Raw genomic sequence first — 24,283 nt, forward strand, 5'->3', positions numbered from 1 at the left:
CGGTTTCCTTGCAATCAACGGTGCGCCGCAGGCGGCGTGGTGTCGGAGGACTGAGCGCTGTCGGCGGCAAATTGCAGGCAGGCCAGCAGCACGTGCCGCAGCACCGCGCGCAGCGCGACTGCATGCGCGGGGAGCCAGGGCGTCGGCCAGTTCTGCGGGGTAATCGCGTCCGGCTCGCGCATGTAGCCGCGGCATGCCAGCTCCATCTGCAGCGTATGCACGCCATGCTCAGGCTGCGCGTAATGGCGGGTGATCCAGCCGCCCTTGAAGCGCCCGTTGCGCACGGTGCTCGAGCCGCTGCTGCGGCACAGCCGCTCCACCGCATCGGCCAGCGCCGGAGCGCAGCTGCGGTCGTCGTTGCTGCCGATGTTGAACTGCGGCAGCTCGCCATCGAACAGATGCGGGATGAAGGAGCGGATCGAGTGCGCGTCGTACACCACGATTCGGGGATGCAGCCGACGCAGGCGCGCGATTTCGTCGGCAATCGCCGCGTGATAGGGGTCGAACCAGCGCGTGCGGCGCCAGGCAATCTGCGCTTGGTCGGGTTCGGCGCCATCGGCATACAGCGGCTGGTTGTCGAAGGTGGTCAGCGGACACAGGCCGGTGGTGTTCTGGCCCGGATACAACGACGCCCCGCTGGGGTCGCGGTTGACGTCGATCACCGAGCGACAGATCGCGGTGCGCACGGTGGTGGCGCCCAGCGATTGCGCAAAGTCGTACAGCTGATGCACCCACCAGTCGGCATCGCGACGTGCCAGCCAGGGCGAGACGAACTGGTCCACCAGCGCGTCGGGCAGCTCGGTGCCGGTATGCGGGAAGCTGAGGATCAGCGGCGCATCGCCGCGGTGGATGTCGAGCCAGGGCAGGGCGCTCATGCGGCGTCTCGCATCATGCCTGCTGCTCCACGCCTGGCAATGCCGTGGCAACCGCCTGCGCAAGTGCACCCGAACGCACCAACGCGCTGGCCGCCAGCATGTCGGGGTGGAAATAGCGGTCGTCCTGCAAGGTGGGCACCTGCGCGCGCAGCAACGCGCGTGCGGCTTCCAGTGCGGCGCTTGAGCGCAGCGGCGCATGGAAGTCGCAGCCTTGCGCGGCCGCCAGCAGTTCGATGCCGATCACGTGTGCGGCGTTCTCGGCCATCGCCAGCAAGCGCCGCGCGCCATGCGCGGCCATCGATACATGATCTTCCTGATTGGCCGAAGTCGGAATCGAATCGACACTGGCCGGATACGCGCGTTGCTTGTTCTCCGACACAAGCGCCGCAGCGGTGACCTGCGGAATCATGAAACCGGAATTCAGGCCCGGGCGCGGGGTGAGAAACGCCGGCAGGCCCGACAACGCCGGGTCGACCAGCATCGCGGTGCGGCGTTCGCTGATCGAGCCGATTTCGCACACCGCCATCGCCAGCATGTCGGCTGCGAAGGCCACCGGCTCGGCATGGAAGTTGCCGCCGGACAAGGCCTCGCCGGTATCGCTGAACACCAGCGGGTTATCCGAGACCCCGTTGGCCTCGATCTCCAGCGTGCGTGCGGCCTGGCGCATGATGTCCAGCGCCGCGCCCATCACCTGCGGCTGGCAGCGCAGGCAGTACGGATCCTGCACGCGCACATCGCCGAGCCGGTGCGATTCGCGAATGCTCGAATCGGCCATCAGCGCGCGCAGTGCCGCAGCGGTGGCGATCTGCCCGGGCTGGCCGCGCAGGGCCTGGATACGCGCATCGAATGGCGTGTCCGAGCCCTTGGCCGCTTCCACCGACAAGGCGCCAGTGACCAGCGCGGCCTGCAGCACGGTCTCGATCTCGAACAGGCCGGCCAATGCGCAGGCGGTGGAGAACTGGGTGCCGTTGAGCAGCGCCAGCCCTTCCTTGGCGCCCAGCACGCGCGGCTGCAACTGCACCTGCGCAAGCGCGTCGGCGGCAGGCAGGCGTTGCCCGCCGACGAAGGCCTCACCGACGCCGATCATCACCGCGGCCAGATGCGACAACGGTGCCAGATCGCCGGATGCGCCCACCGAACCCTGGCAGGGCACCACCGGCGTGATGCCTGTACGCAGCATCGCCTCCAGCAACGCCAGCGTGCCCGGCTGCACGCCCGAGGCGCCCTGGGCCAGGCTGGTGAGCTTGAGCGCCATCATCAGCCGGACCACCGGCACCGGCGTGGGCTCGCCGACGCCGGCCGCGTGCGAGAGCACGATATTGCGCTGCAGGGTCTGCAGGTCCTCGCGCTCGATGCGCACGCTGGCCAGCTTGCCGAAGCCGGTATTGACGCCATAGACCGGCTCGCCGCGCGCCACGATGGCCTCCACCGTCTGCGCGCTGCGCAGCACCGCGGCCGCGCAGGCGTCGTCCAGCACGACCTCGGCGCCGCGATACAGCGCACGCCACTGCGCCAGCGTGACCTGGCCGGGCTGCAGGACAACAGATGCACTCATGAGGACTCCGGATTCAGCAGGAATGCCCGCGCCAGACGCGGGCATGAAGAGGATTGAAGCCCATGCGGTAGACCAGGTCGGCCGGCGCATCGATGTCCCAGATCGCCAGGTCGCAGTGCATGCCGGCACGCAGCCGACCGAGCCGCTCGCCGCGCCCCAGCGCGCGTGCGGCGTGCCGGGTGAAACCGGCAATGCACTCGTCCACGGTCATGCGGAACAGCGTGGCGGCCATGTTCATCGCCAGCAACGGGCTGGTCAGCGGCGAGGTGCCGGGGTTGCAGTCGGTGGCCAGGGCCAGCGGCACGCCGGCGGCGCGCAGTGCCGCGATCGGTGGCAGTTGGGTATCGCGGGTGAAATAGAACGCGCCGGGCAACAGCACCGCGACCGTGCCGGCGCCGGCCATCGCGGCAACGCCGGCGTCATCCAGGTATTCGATGTGATCGGCCGACAAGGCGCCATGGCGTGCGGCCAGTTGCGCGCCATGCTGGTTGCTCAGTTGCTCGGCATGGATCTTGATGTGCAAGCCGTGCGCCTGCGCGGCGAGGAAGACCTGTTCGGCCTGCGCGGGCGAGAACGCCAGGTGTTCGCAGAACACGTCCACTGCCTCGGCCAGGCCTTGCGCGGCAATCGCCGGAATCATCTGCGTGCAGACGGCGTCGATGTAGCCTTGCGCATCGCCGCCCGCTGGCACCGCATGCGCGCCGAGGAAGGTCGGCACCACTTCGACCTTGCGCAGCGTGGCGAGCTGACGTGCCACGCGCAGCTGCTTGGTTTCGTCCTCCAGCGTCAGCCCGTAGCCGGATTTGATTTCCAGCGTGGTCACGCCCTCGGCGAGCATCGCGTCCAGGCGCGGCAGGCTGGCGGCCAGCAGCGCTGCGTCATCGGCGGCACGGGTGGCGCGCACCGTGGCCACGATGCCGCCGCCGGCTGCGGCAATCTCGGCATAACTGGCACCGCGCAGGCGTTGCTCGAATTCGTTGGCGCGATTGCCTGCGTACACCAGATGGGTATGGCAATCGATCAAGCCGGGGCTGATCCAGCGGCGCTGGCAATCATGCGCAATGTCCGGCTTCAACGCCGGCGCCTGCGCGGCCGGGCCGGCATAGGCGATGCGGCCGTCCTGGCAGGCCAGAATGCCATCATCCACGATGCCCAGGCCGCCATCGGCCGCGTCCAGGGTCATCAGCCGTGCGTTGTGCCAGAGGACGTCGCAATACATGGCGCAGGCTCATGCTGTCTGATATGTATATACAATAGAACCGGCAATCGAGGGTGTCCAGTGGCAGACCAACAGGTGCAGGCGTTGTGGGCAGCGCGGGCGCTCCTGCCCGATGGCTGGGCTGGCGATGTGCGGATCACGCTGGCGCAGGGGCGCATCGCCACGGTGCAGGCCGATCGCGCACCTGTCGCCGGCGATACCCGGGTCGCGCTGCTGCTGCCCGGGCTGGGCAACCTGCACAGCCACGCGTTCCAGCGCGGCATGGCCGGCCTGACCGAGGTGGGCGGGCGCAGCGGCGACAGTTTCTGGAGCTGGCGCGAGCTGATGTACCGCTTCGTCGACCGGCTCGATCCCGACAGCCTGCAGGCGATCGCCGAACAGGCCTATGTGGAAATGCTCGAAAGCGGCTTCACCCGCGTCGGCGAATTCCACTACCTGCACCACAGCCCCGGTGGCGCGGCATATGCGCAGGCCGGCGAAATGTCCGCGCGCATCGCCGCTGCCGCCGCCAACACCGGTATCGGGCTGACGCTGTTGCCGGTGTTCTATGCGCATTCGGATTTCGGCGGCCTTACGCCCAGCGCAGCCCAGCGTCGTTTGATCCACGACATCGATGGTTTCGCGCGGTTGCTGGACGACTGCAGGCGCAGCCTCACGGCATTGCCGGATGCCGTGCTTGGACTGGCGCCGCACAGCCTGCGCGCGGTCACGCCGGAGCAGCTGGCCGCATTGGTGCCGCTCACCGATGGCCCGATCCATATCCATATCGCCGAGCAGCAGCGCGAGGTCGAGGCCTGCCTGGCCTGGTCGGGCCAGCGCCCGGTGCAGTGGCTGCTGGCCAACGCACCGGTGGATGCGCGCTGGTGCCTGGTGCATGCCACGCACGTGGACGCGAGCGAGCTGCAGGCCATCGCCGACAGCGGCGCGGTGGTCGGGCTGTGCCCGATCACCGAGGCGAATCTGGGCGATGGCGTGTTCCCGATGCAGGCATTTGCCGCCGCGGGCGGGCGCTTTGGCGTGGGTTCGGATTCGAATGTCCTGATCGACGCGGCCGAAGAACTGCGCCTGCTCGAATACGGCCAGCGTCTGCAGCTGCAGGCGCGCAATGTGCTGGCGCAGGCGGGTACCTCGAGCGGGCGCTGGCTGTTCGACCAGGCGGGCGAAGGCGCGGCACAGGCCTTGGGCATTGCTCACACTGGCATCCGGGTCGGCGCATCGGCCGATCTGCTGGAGCTGGACCCGGCCCATCCGGCGCTGCTGGCGCGCGATGACGATGCGCTGCTGGACAGTTGGCTGTTCGCCGCGCGCGGCGGTGCGGTGCGCACTGTCTGGCGCGCCGGGCGGCCGGTGGTGCGTGACGGGCGCCATGTGGATCGCGCGCGGATTGCCATGCGTTTTGCCGGCGTTTTGCGAGCGCTGCTGAGCAAATGAGCCGATACGCGCACAATGCAGGTCTGACCGGAGACCCGCTTTGACCGCCACCCCCATCGCCGCGCCCGGCACCCTGCATCAACGCATCCGGCAGGATCTGGAACAACGCATCCACAGTGGCGACTGGCCGCCCGGTCACCGTGTGCCGCCCGAACACGAGTTGATGGCGCAATACGCTTGTTCGCGGATGACCGTGAACAAGGTGCTCGGCCTGCTCGCCGATGCCGGCATGATCGAACGCCGCCGCCGCACCGGCTCGTTCGTGGCGCGCCCGCATCCGCATCTGGAGCAGGTCGCCTTGTCGATTCCCGACATCGAAGTGGAAATGACCGCGCGCGGCCACGTTTACGCGTTCTCGTTGGTGTCGCGGCGGCTGCGCAACCCGCGCCTGCGCGTGCCGCAGGAGCGTGCCCTGGGCAGCAGCGGCAAGCTGCTGGCGCTGGAAAGCGTGCACCTGGCAGACGGCAGCCCATTCGCGCTGGAACAGCGGGTGATCGACACCACCACCGTGCCCGAGGCATTGCTGCAGCCGTTCACCGACATCGCGCCGGGCAGTTGGTTGCTGCGCAACGTGCCGTGGACGCGCGCCGAGCACCGCATCAGCGCCGCCAGTGCGGACGCCGCGCAAGCCGAACGCCTGCAGGTGGACGATGGCACGGCCTGCCTGGTCATCGATCGCCACACCTGGCGCGGCGATCAGCCGGTCACCTACGTGCGTCAATTGTTTCTGGGCGGGTCTTATGACCTGGTGGCGCGGTTTGCGCCGGGAATGCGCTGACCCTCAAACGCACGGCTGAGCACATGGATCGATGTATGCATCAGATCGTCGTGCACTGCCGCCAGCGCACCGGTTCGTCCACGCCCGGCCGCGGATTAAGCTGCACGCGCACGTTGCGCAGATACGGGTAGCGCTGCAGTTCGCGGCAGATCAGCGGCCACGCCGCAGCGTCTTCGACTGAGCGATCCACTGCCAGCGTTGCCTGGGTGATCCAGATGCCGCGCACCAGGCCGGGCGTCCGAGCCAACGCCTTTGACACCTCGCGTTGATAGCCCTGCACGGTTGCCGCATCCGGTTCGGCAGTGCCTGCCAGCGGCATCGATGCAGGCGCTGCGGCTGTCGGCGGCGCCGCCTGTTGCGAGGGTGTGCGCTGCGGTGCCGGGATTGCAGAAACCGATTCGGCAACGCGCGGAGTGGCCACCAGTGCGGCCTGCTGTGTTGGCATGGGCGGCTGCGCTGGCTGCAGCGCCAGCACCGCAACCAGGGCCAGGGTCGCCAGCGCTGCACCGGCACCGAGGCTGTGACGGATCGCGCGGCGGCGCGCCATGCGGACCACGCCGGCTTCCACATCGCCCGGCAGATACGGCTTGAGCAAGGGCCACAGGCGCGTGCCATCCAGCACTTCGATGGACTGCCTCTCGGCGGCGGCCATGCCTTCGCGTTCCATCCGGCCTTCGGTCACCATCACGCCGCCGCCTGCGCCGGCCAGCCGCGCCATCGCGCCCAGCTCGTTCACCGCTGCCACGCCGATGCGGTAGCTGCGCCCATGCTTGCAGGCCACCAGGCGGGTGCCTTGTCCAGTGCGCATCATGAATTCGGCCGTCGGCAGGCCGTCCTGCGGTACCTGGGTCGGTTGCCAACCGCGTTGCTCCTGCAGCACGCGCAGCACCACGCCGGAAAAGTCGCGCCAGTGCATGGCCGCCAGTGCATGCACGCCCTCGGTGGTCTCGTCGGCGCGGCGGCGCACCAGCCATACATAGGCGCACACCGCCAGCCAGAGCAGCAGGGAAGCCACAAGCGCCACAATCCAGGGAGGCATGAGCATCAAGCGAAGGGATGGCGCATATGACGAAGCGGTGCGCTTAGAAGAATCCTTCGCGGTAGGTTCGTCAATGGATCGGCGGCAGTGATCGCACGCGCCGATCCAGGCAGCAGAAGACCCGCCAGTCCGAAGCCGTGAGGGGAGGGGAGCAAACGGACTTCGTAATGCAGGACTGGCGGGTCCTTCCCGATTGTCTAAAAAATCATGCTGCTTTGCAACATTGCCGAACTGTCTTATTCACCATCAAATGCAGCATTGTTTGAGGTGGCGCTGCCGGTGGCTGTGCCTGCGCCGGTGGTGTCGCTGCTGGCGGCCTGCGCTGCCTGGTTGGCGGTGCGATTGGCGCGCTTGGTCGCGGCGGTATTGGCACGCACCTGGGCCTTGAGCGATTCCACCTCGCGACGCAGGTTTTCCAGTTCGTCCTGCTCGGGGATGTTGAGCGTGCGCAAGACCCCCTTGACGCGTTCGTCGAAGGCCTTGCCCAGCTTGTCCCAGCCGCGCACGGCGGTGTCGCGTGCCTGCTCGAACTGGGTTTCCACCTCTTCGCGCAGCTCATCGACGCTTTCGGCCGCCTTGCGCTGGCCGCTGCGCTCGTACGCTGCGCCTTCGCGCACCAGCGAGTCGAACAACTTGCCCCCCTCGCTCTGCACCCGACCCAGCGCACCGAGCCCGGCCAGCCATACCGTCTGTGCCGATTCACCGAGCCGGCGCGAAATCTGTTCTGCCTGCGCCTGGAAGCCGTGCGCTGCATCGTCGCGCTTGCCGTTCTGATCGTATCCGGTCGTCATGGAATGCTCCTGTTGGGTTGCCAAGTGACGTTGCCTTCACCCTAGTCCGGGCACTGCATCGAGCAGGTGAAGCACCCATGAAGCATCCCCCTGCAACGGACGGCGCGGCTGACTTGTTGCTGAAGCGATAGTGCCGTCAGGCCGAGCCAGGCGATCAGACCCGATCAGCGGCGCTGCACGCTCAGGCGAGTTTTTCGGCCAGCAGGCGACGGATCTCCGATTCCACCATCGGCTGCATCGCCGACAACAGGAAGCCAAGCTCGGCGGTGACATGCACCTGCTGCGGCAACAGGGCGATCGCCCCATCCACGCCGGCACGCGCGATACGCAAGGTATCGCCTTCCCAGTGCGAGGCGACGCCGTAGCGATCGGTCAGCTTGCGGGCCGCCGCGTCGATCGCTGCGCGGGCCTGGGCCGGCGACAGGGCATGGTCGTGGCGGATATCGATGCTGGACATGGGTTCCATGGAAAAGACGAAAGGAGGGCGCATTGTGCGCATGCGCGCGCCAGGCTCCAAGTGCGGCGCGCGTGGCACGCAGCGGCAACGACGCCCCGGCCCGGTGCATGGGGCGGGGCGACACCGGTCAGGTTGTTGGCCGCGGCGCGTGGCAAACCTGCTAGGCTGCGGCGGGTGCGCGATCTGCAAGTTCATTTCACCCACCGGCAGCAGCCGGATCATTCCCTCAAGCCCGGCGTCCACCGGATCGTCCGCCATGCCTCCGGCAGCGTGCGGGTGGTTGCCGATGCGCAGGGGGCGCTGCTGTTGGCGCAGTTCTGCCTGGACCAGCGCGGGCTGTGGCTGCAGGTGGCCAACGGGATCCGTGGCATCCACGTCAACGGACGCCCGGTGCGGCGCATGGCGCTGCTGCGCCCCGGCGATGCGATCTACGCCGACGGCGTGGAGATGCTCCTGCGCAGTGCGCCGTCGAGCGCGCCGGCCAGCGATGTTCAAGACGACGAGACCGGCCTGAGCGAGGTCTGCCTGCTGTTGCGCGGGCTCGGCGGCCGTCATCACGGGCGCAGCTTCACCCTGGACCGCTCGCGGCTGGTCGGCAGTGACCCGGTGGCGGACATCGTCATCGACGACCCGGCCTTTGCCGCCCAGCACGCGCGGCTGGAGCGCCACGGCGACCGTGTGCTGATCCGTGATCTGGGCTCGGAAGAAGGCAGCTGGATCAACGGCGTGCAGGTGCGCGACGGTTGGTTGCAGGCCGGCGACCAGGTTGTGTTCGACGCGCGCCACCGCTTTGTCGTCGAGGTGCCGCGTATCCATCACGGCACCACCTGGGACATCCCCGAGTCGGAGCCGCAGCCGCTGCCACGCGCGACCAGCGAGCCGGCGCGTGCGCCGGTCAAGGTCGCGCGCTGGCCATGGCTGCTGCTCAGCGCGGTGTTGCTGGCGGCGGCGTTGAGCGCCTTGCTGTGGTTCGGCGCGCGCTGAGTTTTTTCCAGATCCGCCAGCCCAGCAGCACGGCCAGAATGCCGGCATACAGTGCCGGTTCGCGGATGTCGGATTTCACCAGCCACCAGAAGTGCAGTACCGCCAGCAGCCCGATCGGGTAGATCAGCAGGTGCAGGCGGCCCCAGTTGCGCTTGAGCCGCCGCATCCAGCCCTGGGTGGAGGTGATCGCCAGCGGCACCAGCAGCAGCCATGCCGCAAAACCGACCGTGATGTAGGGACGCTTGAGGATCTCCTCGAAGATCTGGGTCCAGAAGCCGCGCAGATCCAGGCTCAGGTAGGCCGCCAGGTGCACGCTGGCATAGAAGAACGCGTACAGCCCGAGCATGCGCCGGAAGCGGATCAGCAGCGCCTGGCCGGTGAGCTGGCGCAGCGGCGTGATCGCCAGGGTGATCAACAGGAAGCGCAGCGCCCATAGCCCGGTGCGGTGCTCGATCTCGGCCACCGGATCGGCGCCCAGTGCATCGCTGCCGGTTTGCCATACCTGCCAGAACTGCCAGCCGAGCAAGGCGATCGGCGTCAGTGCGGCGACATGCGCCAGGGTCTTGGCGGCGATCAGGGATGCGGACGTCTTGGCCATGCGATCTCGAAGAAGGAAGCGATGCCGCGCGGGCAGGAAACGTGCGCGGACATGAAACGTAGGAGCGCACCTGGGCGCGACGGGCATCACCAGCAAAGCCCGTCGCGCCCGGGTGCGTTCCTACGGCAGATGGATATCAGAGGGTTTGTTGCCTAGAACCACTTCTTCAGGTCCATGCCCGCGTACAGCGAAGCGACCTGGTCCGCATAGCCGTTGAACGGCTTGGTCGCGATCCGCTCGGCGAACAGCTTGCTGGCGGTGCCGGCGATGCGGCGCTCGGTCTTCTGGCTCCAGCGCGGATGGTCCACCGCCGGATTGACGTTGGAAAAGAACCCGTATTCGGAGGGCTGCAGGTCGTGCCAGGCGGTTTCGGGCATCTTCTCGACGAAGCGGATGTCCACGATCGACTTGATGCTCTTGAAGCCGTACTTCCACGGCACCACCAGCCGCAGCGGCGCGCCGTTCTGCTGCGGCAGCGGCTTGCCGTACAGGCCAGTGGCCAGCAGGGTCAGCGGATGCATCGCTTCGTCGATGCGCAGGCCTTCGCGGTATGGCCAGTTGATCGAGCGGTAGCGCACGCCGGGCATCTGCTGCGGGTCGGCCAGCGTGGTGAACGCCACGTACTTGGCTTTGGAGGTTGGCGCAAAGCGCTTGAGCACCTCGCCCAGCGGCACCCCCGTCCACGGGATCACCATCGACCAGCCTTCCACGCAACGCAGCCGGTAGATGCGTTCTTCCGCGCTGATGCCCTTGAGCAATTCGTCCAGCGACAGGCTACCGGGCTTTTCGCACTCGCCACTGACCTTCACCGACCATGGCGACAGCTTCAGGGTCTTGGCGGCCTTGGACGGGTCGGTCTTGTCGGTGCCGAACTCGTAGAAGTTGTTGTAGCTGGTGACGTCTTCCAGCCGGGTCAGTTCCTCGGCGGTCCGGAAGCCGCTGTGCGCCTGCGCCGGGGTCACCACGGTCTTGGGCGGAGGCGGCGGATCGGCCTCGGCGCAGCCGGCCACGCCCAGCGCCGGGGTCAGGGCAAACAGCTGCAGCAGCCGGCGTCGGTCGCGGTAGACGGCCTCATCGGTGATCTCGCTGGACGGCGTCTTCAAGACATCGCGAAGGGACATGGCTCGCTCCTGACAGTGGCTGCTGATGAGAATAACGGACCACCGTGATGGCGCTGCCGATGGCCTACGCAAACCATACGTCTCCGCCAGTGAGAAGGATGCACATGCAACTTTTCTGCGACGCTGCCAAGGCCGGTGCGCTGCGGCATACTAGAAGGCTAGCTCGACAAGGTGTGCCATGACACGCGCGTTCAATTTCAGTGCCGGCCCTGCGACATTGCCGGAATCGGTCCTGCGGCAGGCGCAGGCGGAGATGGTCGAATGGAACGGCGTCGGCGCCTCGATCGTGGAAATCAGCCACCGCAGCGCCGATTTCATGGCCGTGGCGGCCGCGGCCGAAGCCGATCTGCGCCGCTTGCTGTCGATTCCCGATGACTATGCGGTGCTGTTCACCGCCGGTGGTGCCACCACCATCCAGGCGCTGCTGCCGCTCAATTTCGCCGCACCCGGCCAGGCCGCCGACTACGTGATCACCGGCCACTGGGGCAAGACCGCGATCAAGCAGGCGGCCACCTATGTGGATGCACGCATTGCCGCCGACGGCCAGGCAGGCGGCTTTACCGACATTCCGCCAGTGGCCAGCTGGACCTTGTCGCCGCATTCGGCCTACGTGCACATCACCGCCAACGAAACCATCCACGGCGTCGAGTTCCGCGACACGCCGGCAGTGGGTACCTTGCCGCTGTTTGCCGATTTCAGTTCGTCGATCGCCTCCGAGCCGCTGGATGTCTCGCGCTACGGGTTGATCTATGCCGGCGCGCAGAAGAATCTGGGCCCGGTCGGCATCTCGGTGCTGATCGTGCGGCGCGACCTGCTCGAACGCGCCGGCCAGCCGCGCGCGGACATCTTCAACTACGCCTCGCACGCCGCACGCGATTCGATGCTCAACACGCCGCCGACCTGGAACTGGTATCTGCTCGGACTCACCGTGAAGTGGATGCTGGAGCAGGGCGGGGTGGAGGAGTTCGCCCGCCGCAACGCCGAAAAGGCCGCGCTGGTGTATGGCGCGATCGATGGCTCCGGCGGGTTCTACCGCAACCTGGTCACCCCGGCGGTGCGCTCGCGCATGAACATCCCGTTCTTTCTGCCGGACGAGCAGTTGGATGCCTTGTTTGTCAGCGAATCCAAGGCGGCCGGCCTGCTGGCGTTGAAGGGGCACAAGGCGGTCGGCGGCATTCGTGCGTCCTTGTACAACGCGATGCCGGTTGCAGGCGCGCAGGCGCTGGCGAGCTTCATGCACGACTTCCAGCAGCGTCACGGCTGAGTCTTCATTCGACCGCGGCGCATGCCGCGCAGGCGCATGCGCCGCAATTTCAAGGAATGCCGAGCGATGGCTCCCAAGTCCAACAAGCCCAGTGCCGCCACCGGCGGCAAGACCAAACCGGCAGGCAAGTCCGCCGCCAAGGCTGCGGGCAACGCTGCAGACAAGCGCGCGATCAAGCCGGCCACGGCGGCACCGGTGCTGGCCGATGTGCGCGCCAAGATCGACGAGATCGACCGCACCATCCAGGCGTTGATCGCCGAGCGCGCCAACTTTGCCCATCAGGTCGGCAAGGCCAAGGGCAAGCTCGCCGCGGCGGTGGATTACTACCGGCCCGAGCGCGAGGCGCAGGTGCTGCGCATGGTGGTGGACCGCAACGAAGGCCCGCTCAGCGATGAGGTGCTGGTGCACGTGTATCGCGAAATCATGTCCGCGTGCCTGGCCCAGCAGGAGCCGCTGAAGATCGGCTATCTCGGCCCGGAAGGCACCTTCAGCCAGCAGGCGGTGCTCAAGCACTTCGGCCGGTCGGCGGTGGGCCTGCCGATGGCCACCATCGAGGAGGTGTTCCAGGAAGTGGAAGCGGGCAATGCCGATTTCGGCGTGGTGCCGGTGGAAAATTCCGGCCAGGGCACCATCCAGGTCACGCTGGACATGTTCCTGACCTCGAACCTGAAAATCTGCGGCGAAGTCGAGCTGCGCGTGCACCAGTACCTGCTCTCGCGCAATGGCCGGCTGGAAGACATCGAGCGCATCTACGCGCATTCGCAGTCGTTTGCGCAGACCGCCGGCTGGCTGCGTTCGCACCTGCCCAAGGTCGAGAAGATCGCCGTCTCCAGCAATGCCGAAGGCGCGCGCCGCGCCCGCAATGCCGAAGATGCCGCGGCGATCGGCGGCGAAAGCGCCGCGCATGTGTATGGCTTGAAGAAAGTCATCATGAAGTCGATCGAAGACGACGACGACAACACCACGCGTTTTCTGGTGATTGGCCGGCAGATCTTTCCCACCTCCGGGCATGACCGCACCTCGGTGCTGGTGTTCATCCACGACAAGCCGGGCGCGTTGTTCGACGTGCTCAGCCCGTTCGCGCGGCATGGCATCAGCATGAACCGCATCGAGTCGCGTCCCTCGCATCAGGCCAAGTGGGAATATGGCTTCTTCATCGACCTGGCCGGCCACGTGGAGGACGAGGCGATGAAGCAGGCGCTGGCCGAACTGGAAGCGCACTCGGCACAGATCAAGGTGCTGGGCTCGTACCCGGTCGCCATTCCCTGAGCGGGCGCGTCCGGCAAGCGCAGTCCTGACCGGCATGCCGTCGCCGGCCGAGGTGGCGGCAGCGCCACGACACTCTCCAACGCGTATCGCCGCACAGGGCGATGCCGCAGCAATCGGATCACACGCATGAGCAGCAGCACGCAGCACTGGATCGCCCGGCAGGGCAGCGCCTTGCAGGGCAGCCTGGCCATTCCCGGCGATAAATCCGTCTCGCATCGCGCGGTGATGTTCGCCGCCCTGGCCGATGGCGTCTCGCAGATCGATGGTTTTCTCGAAGGCGAAGACACCCGGTCCACCGCGGCCATTTTCGCCCAGCTCGGCGTGCGTATCGACACACCGTCGGCGTCGCAGCGCATCGTGCACGGCGTGGGTGTGGATGGTCTGCAACCGCCCAGCGAGGCGCTGGACTGTGGCAATGCCGGCACCGGCATGCGCCTGCTCGCCGGCCTGCTGGCAGCGCAGCGCTTCGACAGCGTGCTGGTCGGCGATGCATCGCTGTCCAAGCGCCCGATGCGGCGCGTGACCGGCCCGCTGGCACAGATGGGCGCGCGTATCGACACCGAAGACGACGGCACCCCGCCGCTGCGCGTGCATGGCGGGCAGACGCTGCACGGCATCGACTTCGTCTCGCCGGTTGCCAGTGCGCAGGTCAAATCCGCCGTGTTGCTGGCAGGCCTGTATGCGCAGGGCGAAACCTCGGTCACCGAGCCGCATCCCACCCGCGACTACACCGAGCGCATGCTGTCCGCATTCGGCGTGGAGATCGATTTCTCGCCCGGCAAGGCCCGCCTGCGCGGCGGCCAGCGCCTGCGCGCGACCGATATCGCGGTGCCTGCGGATTTCTCCTCGGCGGCGTTCTTCATCGTGGCAGCCAGCATCATTCCCGGCTCGAACGTGCTGCTGCGTGCGGTGGGCCTGAATCCACGGCGCACCGGGCTGCTGGCGGCACTGCGGCTGATGGGCGCGGATATCGCCGAAGAACAGCATGCCGAGCATGGCGGCGAGCCGGTGGCCGATCTGCGCGTACGCTATGCGCCGCTACAGGGCGCGCAGATTCCCGAAGCGCTGGTGCCGGACATGATCGACGAGTTCCCGGCGCTGTTCGTGGCCGCTGCGGCGGCAACCGGGCAGACGGTGGTCAGCGGCGCTGCCGAATTGCGGGTCAAGGAATCCGATCGCCTTGCAGCGATGGCCAACGGCCTGCGCGCGCTCGGCGTGCAGGTCGACGAGACCCCCGATGGCGCGACCATTCATGGCGGCAGCATCGGCGGCGGCGTGATCGAGAGCCACGGCGACCACCGCATCGCGATGGCGTTTGCCATTGCCGGCCAGCTGTCCACCGGCGACGTGCGGGTCAACGACGTGGCCAATGTCGCCACCTCGTTCCCGGGGTTCGACAGTCTGGCGCGGGGTGCCGGTTTCGGGCTTGAAACAGCCTGAGTAGACAGACAGCGTTTGAACAAAGGCGGTAGTTCTTGGCCGGTAAGGATTGCCGGTCGAGGCGGCGCTGGCGCGCAACGCCTGTGAGTCGAGGTTCGGGTGTCGCCTTGCAGTCAGTGCGGCGATACCGCTAGCCCACTCGAGTGGTGATCCCACTCAGCGCTCTGCGGTGAACTCCACCGGCACCTGCACGCTGCTGACCACTGCATGGCCATCGCGGGTGGCTGGCTCGAAGCGCCACTGACGCAAGCTGTCCATCACCGCTGCATCCAGGCGCGGGTCGTTGCTGCCGCTGCGATCGACGATGCTCACATCGCTCACCCGGCCTTGCACATCCAGTTGCAGGCGCGCAGTACGACTGCCTTCGATACCGGCCTGTGCGATGTCTGAGGGATAGCGTGGCATCGCATTGCCAGGCAGCGGAATCGCTTCTTCGGTGCTGGTCGGCGCGCGCACGGGTTGATGCGCAATCATGGTCATGGCGCGCGGGCCTTCCGATGTCGGCAGGATCTGGCGGCTGGCCGCAGGCGCCGGGCGCGTATCGGTCGCGAACGATTCGTCGCTATGTCGGGCCCACCACCAGGTCGGCACCACCACCAGCACCGCCAGCAGGGTCGCCCACAGCCAGGGCGAGGCGCCATCGGCAGCGTCGTCGTGGACGTGGTCGTCGGTGTGCGCGGAGCGCTGCGGCAATGCCTGCGTGGGGTGTGGCGAGGGATTGGAGATGAAGGACATGGCCGGCCTCCTGGCGCATCTTTGGGATGACGTGACCAGTCTGGTCGGCCTTGCCTGAGGCGCAGCTAAGGCAAGGCACTCAAGAGGATTCAATGCGCGGTAGACATTCAGCTTGGTCGAGCCGGCGCCGGGGCCAGTTCGATCCGCCATCTCCGGTCAACCCACGGCGCTCTCCTCGCCTGCGGCAGGCGGGCCGTCGTCGGCGTGCGGGGCAATCGACGCATCGCACCGCCGCGCCTCTTACTGCGCCGGCTTGAACTCGAACGGGATATCCAGGCTCCCGGCAATCGGCTGGCCATTGCGCTGTGCCGGATGGAAACGCCAGCGACGTACCGCTTCCATTGCGGCGCGGTCCAGGTCGCGTGAGCCGCTGCGCTGCACCAGCGTCACTCCGCCCGGGTTGCCCGCCGCGTCCACGTCCACCCGCACCACCACGTCGCCGGCATCACCGCGACGCAACGCCGCCGAGGGATAGCGCGGCGGCGGCATCTGGCCCTGCATCGGCACCGGGCGATCTCCGCCTGCAGCAGCGGCGTTTGCCGGGGCCGCGCTGCCCGGCGCACCGGGAAGCGCGTCTTCAGGCAACGGCATGGGGGCAGGCGCAGCCGGCGGCGCGGTCTCCACCAGCGTCGGGGTTTCTTCCGGCGGTTTGGCCTGCGGCATGTCGCTGGCACCGTCCTGGGCCGGCAGCGGCGCAGGTAGCGGCTGGATGCTGTCGTCGGCCTGCACACCGGCAGCCGGGTGGGCCGGCGAGGCCTTGTAGAAGTCGTCCTTGCGGCCGGTGGCCCACACCAGCAGGAACAACAACAGGCCGGCAACGAAGGCGATACCGGCAATTTTCAGGGTGTGGCGGGGCAGTCGCAGGACGATCTGGCGATCGGACGCAGGGCGGGGCGCGGGCATAGGGCTCACCTGAAGGATCGGGCCAATTCTGGCATAGCGGCGGTGAATCGATCGCAGCAGGTGGCGGAACAGGCGATAATCTCGCGCTTCCCACTGACTCACAGACTCCCGATGCTAGATCCGGCCCTGCTTCGCCAACATCCCGCCGACCTTGCCGAGCGCCTGCGCAGCACGCGCAGTTTCTCCCTGGACACCGCGGAACTGGAGTCGCTGGAAAGCGAGCGCAAGCGCATCCAGGTGCGCACGCAGGAACTGCAGAGCCAGCGCAATTCCAAATCCAAGGCGATCGGGCAGGCCAAGGCCAAGGGCGAGGATGTCACTGCGCTGATGGCCGAGGTGGCCGGTTTTGGTGAGGAGCTCAAGGCCTCCGAAGAAGCGCTGGACGTGATCCGCGCCAAGCTCGAGACCATTGCGCTGGGCCTGCCCAATCTGCCGGCCGACGATGTGCCGCAGGGCAACGACGAGAGCGAGAACGTCGAGCAGGCGCGCTGGGGCACGCCGCGCCAGTTCGATTTCCCGGTCAAGGACCATGTGGAACTTGGCGCGCCGCACGGCTGGCTGGACGGCGAGACCGCTGCCAAGCTGTCGGGTGCGCGTTTCACCGTGCTGCGTGGGCCGGTCGCGCGGCTGCACCGCGCGCTGGCGCAATTCATGCTCGACCTGCATGTCGGCGAGCATGGCTACGAAGAAACCAACGTGCCGCTGCTGGTCAATGCCGAGTCGATGCGCGGGACCGGGCAGCTGCCCAAGTTCGAGGACGACCTGTTCCAGACCGAAGTGGGTGAATCGCGCCGCTACCTGATCCCTACCTCCGAGGTGCCGCTGACCAACATCGTGCGCGACGAGATCGTCGACGCCGAGCGTCTGCCGCTGCGCATGACTGCACACTCGATGTGCTTCCGCGCCGAAGCCGGTAGCGGCGGCCGCGACACGCGCGGCATGATCCGCCAGCACCAGTTCGAAAAAGTGGAACTGGTCACCGCCTGCGCGCCGGAACACAGCGATGCCGAACATCAGCGCATGACGCGTTGTGCCGAAGTGGTGCTGGAAAAACTCGGCCTGCCGTATCGCAAGGTGCTGCTGTGCACCGGCGACATGGGGTTCTCCGCGATCAAGACCTACGATCTGGAAGTGTGGCTGCCATCGCAGGGCACCTACCGCGAGATTTCGTCGTGCTCGAACTGCGGCGATTTCCAGGCGCGGCGCATGCAGGCGCGCTGGCGTAACCCGGCCAGCGGCAAGCCGGAACTGCTGCACACACTCAACGGTTCCGGCACCGCCGTGGGCCGCGCGATGATCGCGGTGATGGAGAACTACCAGAACGCCGATGGCTCGATCGATGTGCCCGAGGCGCTGCGTCCGTACATGGGCGGGATCGAGCGGATCGGGTAGGAGCGGTTGGCGCAATTGCCGCGCAGCGCAGCTGTCAGGCGGGCGCGGCCGATGCCCGGCGTTGTCGTGCAGTTTTGATATGCGGTGCCCCGTGTGCCGTCAGCTCCCATTGACGACCGCTCCCGTGTTCGTCAGGCACTTAAGCAGTGGTACTCGCGCGGCTGCTGGGTTGCCAGATGTGCCGCCGCGTCACTGACAAACCCGGAACAGGAACGGGGCCAGTGATGGCCCCGTTTGCATGTCCATGCAGCGGCCTTTGCGTCGCCCGATCGTGGCGAAGTGCTCTGGCGTTTTTTCTCCACCCCAGCCGCGCGCCGCCAGCTATGCATTTACCGTGGCGAAACCGATGGAGCTCGGAGCGCAGCAGTTCGCGGTCCTGATTTCATGAAACTACATTTCTGGTGTATCAGGTCGTTGCCCTGTTGGGATAAAGGTGATTAAATGTCACTTATCGTTCTATCCATGGATGCCTGCGCCATGCACGACCTGAATGACCTGTATTACTTCGCGATGGTGGTGGACCACGGCGGCTTCGCTGCAGCCGAGCGTGCGCTCGGAATCCCCAAGTCGCGCCTGAGCCGCCGCATCAGCCAGCTCGAAACCGACCTGGGCGTGCGCCTGTTGCAGCGCTCCACGCGCCGCTTTGCAGTCACCGATGTCGGCACCAGCGTGCACCGGCATGCCCAGACCATGCTGGCCGAAGCGCAGGCCGCGCGCGAGGTGGTGGACCGTCTCAGCGCCGAGCCGCGCGGCCTTGTCCGCGTGAGCGTTCCGGTCTCGCTGGCGCAGATCCAGTTGCCCAAGCTGTTGCCGGAATTCCTGGCCAAGTACCCCAAGGTGCGGCTGCAGCTCAACATCAGCAATCGCCGCGTCGATGTCATCAACGAGGGCTACGACATCGCGCTGCGCGTGCGCTCGCGCCTGGACGACGACGGCAGCCTGGTGATGCGCAGCTTCGGCCAGGTGCAGGAGTTGCTGGTGGCCAGCCCCAAGTATCTGGACCGTGCCGGGCGCCCCAAGGATCCGAGCGAGCTGGCCAACCACACCACCATGAGCACCAGCGAGGACGAAGCACACCAGCGCTGGGAGTTGCACGGCCCCAACGGCGAGATGCGCCGGGTGGACCTGCAGCCGCGCCTGGCCGGGTTCGACTTCCCGCTGCTGCAGTCGATGGCGCGCGATGGCTTCGGCATCACCATGCTGCCGGAAACCGTGTGCGCGCAGGCAGTGCGCAGCGGCGAGCTGGAAGTGGTGCTGCCGCATTGGTCGCTGCCGCAGGGCATCTGCCACGCGGTGTTCGCCTCGCGGCGCGGCCTGCTGCCGGCGGTGCGGGTGTTCATCGACTTTCTGGCCGAACACCTGCCGCAGGAAATCGAACGCTCGCGCCTGGATTGCGGCGGTAACTGCGCCGAGCTGGCCGAGAAGCTCAAGCGTGCGGCCGCAACCGCACCGCGCCTGGCCGTGGCCGAAGCCGGCTGATCGCTGTGCCTGGTCGTCGACGTCCGGGTTGCCGATGTCGGCCCATCAGCGCTGTGTCGCCTGGCAGCGCTGCGTAATCGGAAATGCTGCGTAACCTGGCAAACGGAACAGCTTTGCAGCGCTGTGCAGCTCAACGACACGCGGCGCTTAGCAAAGCGCGTCCGGGCATGCGAGAATGCGCGCCCGGGAGCAATCCCGGGTCGAGGGCAGCGCGCAATGCAGCGTCCATCGACAGACGTCACCCGCTTCGCGCGTGGCGCAAGCGTGATCACCCGACGCCCTCGGCGGTCGCGCAAAGCAGCATCGGAGAGATGGCCGAGCGGTTTAAGGCACCGGTCTTGAAAACCGGCGAAGGGTCAAACCTTCCGTGGGTTCGAATCCCACTCTCTCCGCCAGTCACTTCTAAGTCATTGTTTTTAATCATTAATTTTTTAGGCGAGTTGATTGGAGGCAGGAAGCATGCAGAGGAAACACTCGCATGCGCACCCCTCATCATTTGAGCCGGTCATCCACTGGCCGCTGGTCGTTCGTCCAGCGCGTCCCTGTTGCTCTTCAAGCCGTGCTCGATTGCCGGCTCATCAAGCGGACTCTTAAGACCAAAGACCTTGCTCAGGCACACGTGCGTGCAGTCGTTGCTTGGGGCGGGCTATGCTCGGCTCTTCGCACAGTTGACGGATCAACGCGTGGACAAGCTGAGCAAGACGGATGCTGACCTCCTTATTGCGCGTCTGACGAGCTCAGAAAATCTTCAGGACCTGACGCTCAACCGCACCCGCCAGCCGGATGGCACGGTGACGGAGCAGTGGCAGATCGACAGCCCTAAGGACTTGAAGCTGTATCGGCAGCTTATGGAGTTGGAAGCGATGGCCGGCGCTGCCTTGCAGGCTCGGGCCCACCCGGTTGCTTTGCCAACCATGTTTGGCTCAACGCATGCTGGCCCAAATAGGCAGTCATCTGCGCCGGCCATCGAGACGATGACGCTGGGCAAAGCCCGTGACGCCTTTCTGGCGACACTCAAGGGCTCGACGCTGCCCAAGACCTACACGATCAAGAAGACCGCCATTGAGGCTTTGGTGAGCTTCCTCGGCGAGAAGGCCAAGGTCCATGCCATTACGCGCTCGGACCTGGCTCGCTGGTATCAGGACATGCGCGAGAAAGGGGCATCTACGCCCACGCTCACCAACAAGCAGAGCTATATCGGCGGGCGAGGAGGCTTTTTCGAATGGGCCATGGCGTCGGGCCATTACCCGAAGGGCGATAACCCTGCGTCCGGCCATGTGAGCTACTCACAGCGAGAAAAGCGCGCCCGTAAGAAGCTGAGCTTCAAGGCATACGACCGTGCACAGATCCAGACGCTGTTCGCGCCCGAAGCGCTGGCCAAGCTGTCGGAATCGGCCCGCTGGGCCTCGCTCATTGGGCTTTATACCGGTGCCCGGGCCTCTGAGGTCGGCCAGTTTCTCGTCAAGGATGTGTTCGAGGAGGAGGGCATCGCTTGCATCCGCATCTCAGATGAAGGCGAGCACCAAAAAGTCAAAACGGAGGTCAGCCTTCGCACGGTCCCGCTTCATCCCGAGTTGCTCAAGATGGGGTTTCTGAGATGGGTGGAGCGCAAGCGAAAAGCAGGTGAGACGAGGCTGTTCCCGGCTGCAAAGGCCACTGCCGTCAATGGGCAGGAAATTGGAGTCGTTACGGCGTTTCGAGACGCTCAGTGGATTCTTAAGAATCCAAATAGTAAGGTGCCCGGCCTCAATCTCGGTCTCTCAGGAAATACTGAAGGGCCAGTGGTCGACGCACTGGCAAGCTTGGGGGAGCGTTACTACATTTTTGAGTTCAAATCAGACCAAAGTAAGTGCAGTGATGAGTGGGACAGCAAGGGTTGGGCTAAAGATGCACACGTCAAGCTTATGTCGCTATGTCGGTCGATCGAAGTCGCTCCTTACGATTACGACCTCAGGAAGCTTCTGAAGAGGGTATGGATGACTGCCTCTACACGCCTAAGAGTACGTGGGTTGCTGCGCTCTGATTCTAAGTAATCTAGAGCTAGGTTGAGAGCGTCTGCCAGAGTGCAGCGGCTTAAGGAAAAATCGATAAGCTTTCCAGGGATTATTAGTGTCGCGTCGAGAAAGCCTCTGTCTGTTGTGGTCAAGCGAATGCCGGTTAAGAACGATAGGCACCACACTACAAACACGAGTTCTTCTTGGCTTTCGCTTTTGCGAAGCGTCAATACGTGAGTTTTGGGAAGCCCGAAGGTTCGCGCACTGTAAGGCATTTCACGAGCGCCCCCCCTTTAGGACTTGTTGCGCTCCAGGATAAATCCACCCTTTGACCACGTTCCGGTCGTCTCGAACATCAGCCACAATTTCTTTGTGGTTAGGAAGTGTTTTTAAAATAAACCGTCTGGTCTTTATGTTGCATGCTAAAGGGTAATATCCGAACTCCGCTTCAACTCCGTTCGGCGGCGGGGTGATTGATTTTTCGATCACGATCGGCGTGCCATTTTCAGATTGGTCTTGGCTAAGATAACTTGTCTGAACTCTTATCCTAGTCTAAAGAGGAGCATTGCAAACATGGATCACTTCGAAGGCGTGGTGCTCGATTACCTCCGAGCGGACCGGGCGCTGTTCGTCAACAGCCAGTGTTGCATCCAGCTCAACGAGGGCGCCAACCCGGACACCAGAGGCCCGCATTGGTATTACGATGCGGTGGCCGTGAGCTTCAAGGAGGGGCGGCTTATTTGTGCGAAATCAGCTACGCAGCTCGGGCCCGTCGTTGATTGCTCGCCTGAAGGGATGGAACGAGCATTGGACCGGCGTCAGGAACGCCCTTGCGCGAGACAGCGGTGTGCCGCTGGGCTGGACGGTGAGGCCTTGGCTATTTGTCCCCGAGGCTCAGGCCGAGCGGCTGCGCGCCAGCATCGCAGGATTTGGCAACCTTCCTAGCCCCCGCATCACGTTTCTGGAGGACGTGGTGCCTTGGCGCTATCGTTCCTGGAATCGCGGTGCATACACCGACACGACCCCATGACCTCGCTGACTTTTAGCGCTCCAAGTTATGCCCTCCTGCAAGCGACCACTCAGTGCTGGAAGCGCGCGAAGGCCACCCCCGTCACCACGGTGTGGGTGCCGTCCTTCGTCGACAACGAGGATGTGGAAGAGCCAGACGACGAGCCCGTGATAGGTGGAACGGCCATACTGGGCTACATCAAGGCGCATCCATGGGTCCAGGGCGGCCTTCAGTCGTTCATTTCCCATGTCTCGACGCCAGTCCTGAGATTCCCCGAGTGTCCCAAAGCGTGACGACGTTTCGCTGAGATGCTTGCCTCGGCCTACTGCGCCCGAAGTGCTTTGAGCTTGACCGGTGGCGTCCTCGTATCAAGGTTCTGCTGAACACGGCTATGCTGAGGCTAGCTTGGAGTGGGCTGACGCGGGCGGGACAGAGTGCAGTCGCACAGACTGAGACGGCGTTGCACCAGAGTGTCACCCCTACATCACCGCCTTCACAACACCGCATGCCCAGTAGTGCCAGGCGCGCCCGTCGCGCATCCGATGTTTTCGATTACGCTTACCCAGAGCATTTACGCGATTGCGTGGAAGCACTTCCCAAAACAGCAGGGGTCTACACCTTTCACGGGAAGGAAGGCCTGTTGCCGCTCTACGTCGGTAAGAGCATCAACGTGCGCACCCGGGTGATGGACCATTGCCGCACCCCGGAAGAGGCCTCACTGCTTCGTCAAACGACCTCGATCTCCTGTATCTCTATGGCAGGGGACGTTGGTGCACGTCTGCTGGAGGCGCAAATGGTCAAGCGTCAGATGCCGCTCTACAACAAGCTGCTTCGGAAGGTCTCGCGTCAGTTCTCCATCCGGCTCTATCGGGGCGAGGTCTCTATCGTCCACTCGGCGGAATACGACGTGACCTCCTCACCGATGCTCTACGGGCTCTACTCCAGCCCGCAGTCCGCTCAAAAAAGCTTGCGGCGTATCGCCGATGACCACCGGCTTTGCTACTCCCTGGTAGGGCTCGAGCGGCTGCCTTTGGGCCGCCCATGCTTTCGCGCCATGCTCAAGCGCTGTGCGGGCGCTTGCTCGGGAGGTGAGGCCCTGGATGAGCACGAAGAGCGCTTACGTGCCGCACTCATTCGTCTAGAACTTTCAACCTGGCCCTTTCATGGCCGGATTGCGTTGGAAGAGAAGGGCGAGAACTTGCGCCAGCTCCACGTGCTGGATGCCTGGCACTACCTGGGCACCGTCACGACACTGACGGCGGCCAGGAAGCTGAAAGGCGAGCCGTTGGGCTTCGACCGGGACAGCTACAGGATCATCAGGGCTGCGATAGAGTCGGGACTTCACGCCATCACCGTTCTTGGCCCGTAGAGCTCTTCCGCACTACGTTTAATGGTTCGTCTTCCGGGCGGCGTTGCAGGGCGCCGGTCGCGTTGTCGTGAGCGGCATTGGACGACCATTGGCAGACCATGAGTCGGCTTGCCAAGAAAGCCTGCTTGCTTAAACACGGGTTAGTTGAGTAAGCCTGCGCGGTGCTTCATGTGGCCGATTAGCAAGGCTTGGGGTTCGGCATCCTCCAGTGCATGAGCGCCTGCAAGGAAAACCAGGTCGGCCACCCGTTGCCGCCGTTTGATTTCTTCCCGCTTCGCAGTTTCCTGCGCCTTCGCTTCGCGGCGCTGGCTGGCTCATCGGGTCAGCTGCACCCAAAGCACCATGGGAGTCCGCTGAGCACAGAGGTGATCAATGACGGTCAGCGGGGTCATCCCCCACCACTGGCCCCCCCTGAAGCCCTGGCCGCATTGACGGGGGCATAAGCTGCTCGCGAATAAAGGCACTCTCCACCGGCGGCCGCTGCTAGCCGGCACGCCGCACCACGGAGCTTAACGGGCCGGAGCAAAAATCCCGCCGACCAACGGTGAGTTAGAAGCCAAGCCTTTCTTCGGGTAGCTGGC

The 24,283-nt window shown here is 65.5% G+C and carries 20 protein-coding genes, 1 tRNA gene and 1 pseudogene; 12 read left to right on the plus strand and 10 right to left on the minus strand.

Annotation, left to right across the window (positions count from 1 at the left end; all coding sequences use genetic code 11):
- Positions 1-14: 14 nt before the first annotated feature.
- The 3 genes from hutG to hutI are packed head-to-tail and all read right to left on the minus strand — an operon-like array spanning position 15 to position 3,649.
- Positions 15-875, minus strand: coding sequence for an N-formylglutamate deformylase (gene hutG, locus H7A86_RS08425; protein WP_119132226.1), 861 nt, complete (start codon positions 873-875; stop codon positions 15-17).
- A gap of 13 nt (positions 876-888) precedes the next feature.
- Positions 889-2,430, minus strand: coding sequence for a histidine ammonia-lyase (gene hutH / locus H7A86_RS08430; RefSeq protein ID WP_119132225.1), 1,542 nt, complete (start codon positions 2,428-2,430; stop codon positions 889-891).
- A gap of 13 nt (positions 2,431-2,443) precedes the next feature.
- A complete protein-coding gene (hutI, locus tag H7A86_RS08435) occupies positions 2,444-3,649 on the minus strand; it encodes an imidazolonepropionase (protein WP_119132224.1) in 1,206 nt (401 codons plus the stop codon).
- A 60-nt stretch (positions 3,650-3,709) separates the two neighbouring features.
- On the opposite strand from hutI, the gene H7A86_RS08440 reads away from it, so the two are divergent.
- Together H7A86_RS08440 and hutC are read left to right on the plus strand one after the other, a co-directional pair.
- A complete protein-coding gene (locus H7A86_RS08440) occupies positions 3,710-5,080 on the plus strand; it encodes a formimidoylglutamate deiminase (RefSeq protein ID WP_180708082.1) in 1,371 nt (456 codons plus the stop codon).
- 40 nt (positions 5,081-5,120) lie between these two features.
- Entirely contained in the window at positions 5,121-5,858 is a 738-nt protein-coding gene (hutC, locus tag H7A86_RS08445; protein WP_164740304.1) for a histidine utilization transcriptional repressor HutC, read from the plus strand.
- A 40-nt stretch (positions 5,859-5,898) separates the two neighbouring features.
- Here hutC and H7A86_RS08450 read toward each other — a convergent pair whose 3' ends face one another.
- The 3 genes from H7A86_RS08450 to H7A86_RS08460 form a co-directional block, all read right to left on the minus strand.
- The gene (locus H7A86_RS08450) at positions 5,899-6,903 is read right to left on the minus strand and encodes a restriction endonuclease (protein WP_119132223.1); all 1,005 of its coding nucleotides are present in this window, start codon (positions 6,901-6,903) and stop codon (positions 5,899-5,901) included.
- Between the two features lie 230 nt (positions 6,904-7,133).
- The gene (locus H7A86_RS08455) at positions 7,134-7,688 is read right to left on the minus strand and encodes a phasin family protein (RefSeq protein WP_115676698.1); all 555 of its coding nucleotides are present in this window, start codon (positions 7,686-7,688) and stop codon (positions 7,134-7,136) included.
- 181 nt (positions 7,689-7,869) lie between these two features.
- Positions 7,870-8,145 carry a polyhydroxyalkanoic acid system family protein gene (locus H7A86_RS08460; RefSeq protein ID WP_102596972.1) on the minus strand — a complete coding sequence of 92 codons (276 nt, stop codon included), beginning with the start codon at positions 8,143-8,145 and terminating at the stop codon, positions 7,870-7,872.
- A gap of 174 nt (positions 8,146-8,319) precedes the next feature.
- Between H7A86_RS08460 and H7A86_RS08465 the strand changes: the two genes are divergently transcribed.
- Complete coding sequence (locus H7A86_RS08465) at positions 8,320-9,129, plus strand: FHA domain-containing protein (protein ID WP_119132222.1); 810 nt, start codon at positions 8,320-8,322, stop codon at positions 9,127-9,129.
- Here the strand turns inward: H7A86_RS08465 and msrQ are convergent.
- Positions 9,071-9,727 carry a protein-methionine-sulfoxide reductase heme-binding subunit MsrQ gene (msrQ, locus tag H7A86_RS08470; protein WP_119132221.1) on the minus strand — a complete coding sequence of 219 codons (657 nt, stop codon included), beginning with the start codon at positions 9,725-9,727 and terminating at the stop codon, positions 9,071-9,073. The genes H7A86_RS08465 and msrQ overlap by 59 nt on opposite strands.
- Positions 9,728-9,879: 152 nt before the next feature.
- Positions 9,880-10,848: a protein-methionine-sulfoxide reductase catalytic subunit MsrP gene (gene msrP, locus H7A86_RS08475; RefSeq protein WP_119132220.1), complete on the minus strand. Its 969-nt coding sequence runs from the start codon at positions 10,846-10,848 to the stop codon at positions 9,880-9,882.
- Between the two features lie 178 nt (positions 10,849-11,026).
- On the opposite strand from msrP, the gene serC reads away from it, so the two are divergent.
- The 3 genes from serC (at position 11,027) to aroA (ending at position 14,821) form a co-directional block, all read left to right on the plus strand.
- Positions 11,027-12,112, plus strand: coding sequence for a 3-phosphoserine/phosphohydroxythreonine transaminase (gene serC, locus H7A86_RS08480; protein ID WP_119132219.1), 1,086 nt, complete (start codon positions 11,027-11,029; stop codon positions 12,110-12,112).
- Positions 12,113-12,178: 66 nt separating this feature from the next.
- Positions 12,179-13,381, plus strand: coding sequence for a prephenate dehydratase (gene pheA, locus H7A86_RS08485; RefSeq protein ID WP_119132432.1), 1,203 nt, complete (start codon positions 12,179-12,181; stop codon positions 13,379-13,381).
- Between the two features lie 126 nt (positions 13,382-13,507).
- Positions 13,508-14,821 carry a 3-phosphoshikimate 1-carboxyvinyltransferase gene (aroA, locus tag H7A86_RS08490; protein WP_119132218.1) on the plus strand — a complete coding sequence of 438 codons (1,314 nt, stop codon included), beginning with the start codon at positions 13,508-13,510 and terminating at the stop codon, positions 14,819-14,821.
- A 156-nt stretch (positions 14,822-14,977) separates the two neighbouring features.
- On the opposite strand, the gene H7A86_RS08495 is transcribed toward aroA, so the two are convergent.
- Together H7A86_RS08495 and H7A86_RS08500 are read right to left on the minus strand one after the other, a co-directional pair.
- On the minus strand, positions 14,978-15,445 hold the full coding sequence (locus H7A86_RS08495; protein WP_104648570.1) for an energy transducer TonB: 468 nt from the start codon (positions 15,443-15,445) through the stop codon (positions 14,978-14,980).
- A gap of 351 nt (positions 15,446-15,796) precedes the next feature.
- Positions 15,797-16,459, minus strand: a complete 663-nt coding sequence (locus tag H7A86_RS08500; protein WP_180708083.1) for an energy transducer TonB — start codon at positions 16,457-16,459, stop codon at positions 15,797-15,799.
- Between the two features lie 111 nt (positions 16,460-16,570).
- On the opposite strand from H7A86_RS08500, the gene serS reads away from it, so the two are divergent.
- From serS to cho, 6 genes and pseudogenes are all read left to right on the plus strand, one after another.
- Positions 16,571-17,851, plus strand: coding sequence for a serine--tRNA ligase (serS, locus tag H7A86_RS08505; RefSeq protein ID WP_119132216.1), 1,281 nt, complete (start codon positions 16,571-16,573; stop codon positions 17,849-17,851).
- 462 nt (positions 17,852-18,313) lie between these two features.
- Positions 18,314-19,330 (plus strand): LysR family transcriptional regulator, encoded by a 1,017-nt coding sequence (locus tag H7A86_RS08510; RefSeq protein WP_016903391.1) that lies wholly within the window; start codon positions 18,314-18,316, stop codon positions 19,328-19,330.
- A 305-nt stretch (positions 19,331-19,635) separates the two neighbouring features.
- Positions 19,636-19,725 (plus strand) — tRNA-Ser (locus H7A86_RS08515).
- A gap of 83 nt (positions 19,726-19,808) precedes the next feature.
- A pseudogene (locus tag H7A86_RS08520) lies at positions 19,809-21,027 on the plus strand (DUF6538 domain-containing protein); the annotation flags it as partial.
- Positions 21,028-22,350: 1,323 nt separating this feature from the next.
- Entirely contained in the window at positions 22,351-22,626 is a 276-nt protein-coding gene (locus H7A86_RS08525) for a hypothetical protein (protein WP_232099294.1), read from the plus strand.
- A 212-nt stretch (positions 22,627-22,838) separates the two neighbouring features.
- Positions 22,839-23,702, plus strand: coding sequence for an excinuclease Cho (gene cho, locus H7A86_RS08530; RefSeq protein WP_119132215.1), 864 nt, complete (start codon positions 22,839-22,841; stop codon positions 23,700-23,702).
- Positions 23,703-24,283 lie beyond the last annotated feature (581 nt).

Source organism: Xanthomonas euroxanthea (genome assembly GCF_903989455.1).
Taxonomy (GTDB): domain Bacteria; phylum Pseudomonadota; class Gammaproteobacteria; order Xanthomonadales; family Xanthomonadaceae; genus Xanthomonas; species Xanthomonas euroxanthea.

Bases quoted from the DNA above. Each gene is read 5' to 3' on its own strand.
- hutG (WP_119132226.1), bottom strand. From the start codon at position 875: ATGAGCGCCCTGCCCTGGCTCGACATCCACCGCGGCGATGCGCCGCTG.
- hutH (WP_119132225.1), bottom strand. From the start codon at position 2,430: ATGAGTGCATCTGTTGTCCTGCAGCCCGGCCAGGTCACGCTGGCGCAG.
- hutI (WP_119132224.1), bottom strand. From the start codon at position 3,649: ATGTATTGCGACGTCCTCTGGCACAACGCACGGCTGATGACCCTGGAC.
- H7A86_RS08450 (WP_119132223.1), bottom strand. From the start codon at position 6,903: ATGCTCATGCCTCCCTGGATTGTGGCGCTTGTGGCTTCCCTGCTGCTC.
- H7A86_RS08455 (WP_115676698.1), bottom strand. From the start codon at position 7,688: ATGACGACCGGATACGATCAGAACGGCAAGCGCGACGATGCAGCGCAC.
- H7A86_RS08460 (WP_102596972.1), bottom strand. From the start codon at position 8,145: ATGTCCAGCATCGATATCCGCCACGACCATGCCCTGTCGCCGGCCCAG.
- msrQ (WP_119132221.1), bottom strand. From the start codon at position 9,727: ATGGCCAAGACGTCCGCATCCCTGATCGCCGCCAAGACCCTGGCGCAT.
- msrP (WP_119132220.1), bottom strand. From the start codon at position 10,848: ATGTCCCTTCGCGATGTCTTGAAGACGCCGTCCAGCGAGATCACCGAT.
- serC (WP_119132219.1), top strand. From the start codon at position 11,027: ATGACACGCGCGTTCAATTTCAGTGCCGGCCCTGCGACATTGCCGGAA.
- pheA (WP_119132432.1), top strand. From the start codon at position 12,179: ATGGCTCCCAAGTCCAACAAGCCCAGTGCCGCCACCGGCGGCAAGACC.
- aroA (WP_119132218.1), top strand. From the start codon at position 13,508: ATGAGCAGCAGCACGCAGCACTGGATCGCCCGGCAGGGCAGCGCCTTG.
- H7A86_RS08500 (WP_180708083.1), bottom strand. From the start codon at position 16,459: ATGCCCGCGCCCCGCCCTGCGTCCGATCGCCAGATCGTCCTGCGACTG.
- serS (WP_119132216.1), top strand. From the start codon at position 16,571: ATGCTAGATCCGGCCCTGCTTCGCCAACATCCCGCCGACCTTGCCGAG.
- H7A86_RS08510 (WP_016903391.1), top strand. From the start codon at position 18,314: ATGGATGCCTGCGCCATGCACGACCTGAATGACCTGTATTACTTCGCG.
- H7A86_RS08525 (WP_232099294.1), top strand. From the start codon at position 22,351: ATGACCTCGCTGACTTTTAGCGCTCCAAGTTATGCCCTCCTGCAAGCG.
- cho (WP_119132215.1), top strand. From the start codon at position 22,839: ATGCCCAGTAGTGCCAGGCGCGCCCGTCGCGCATCCGATGTTTTCGAT.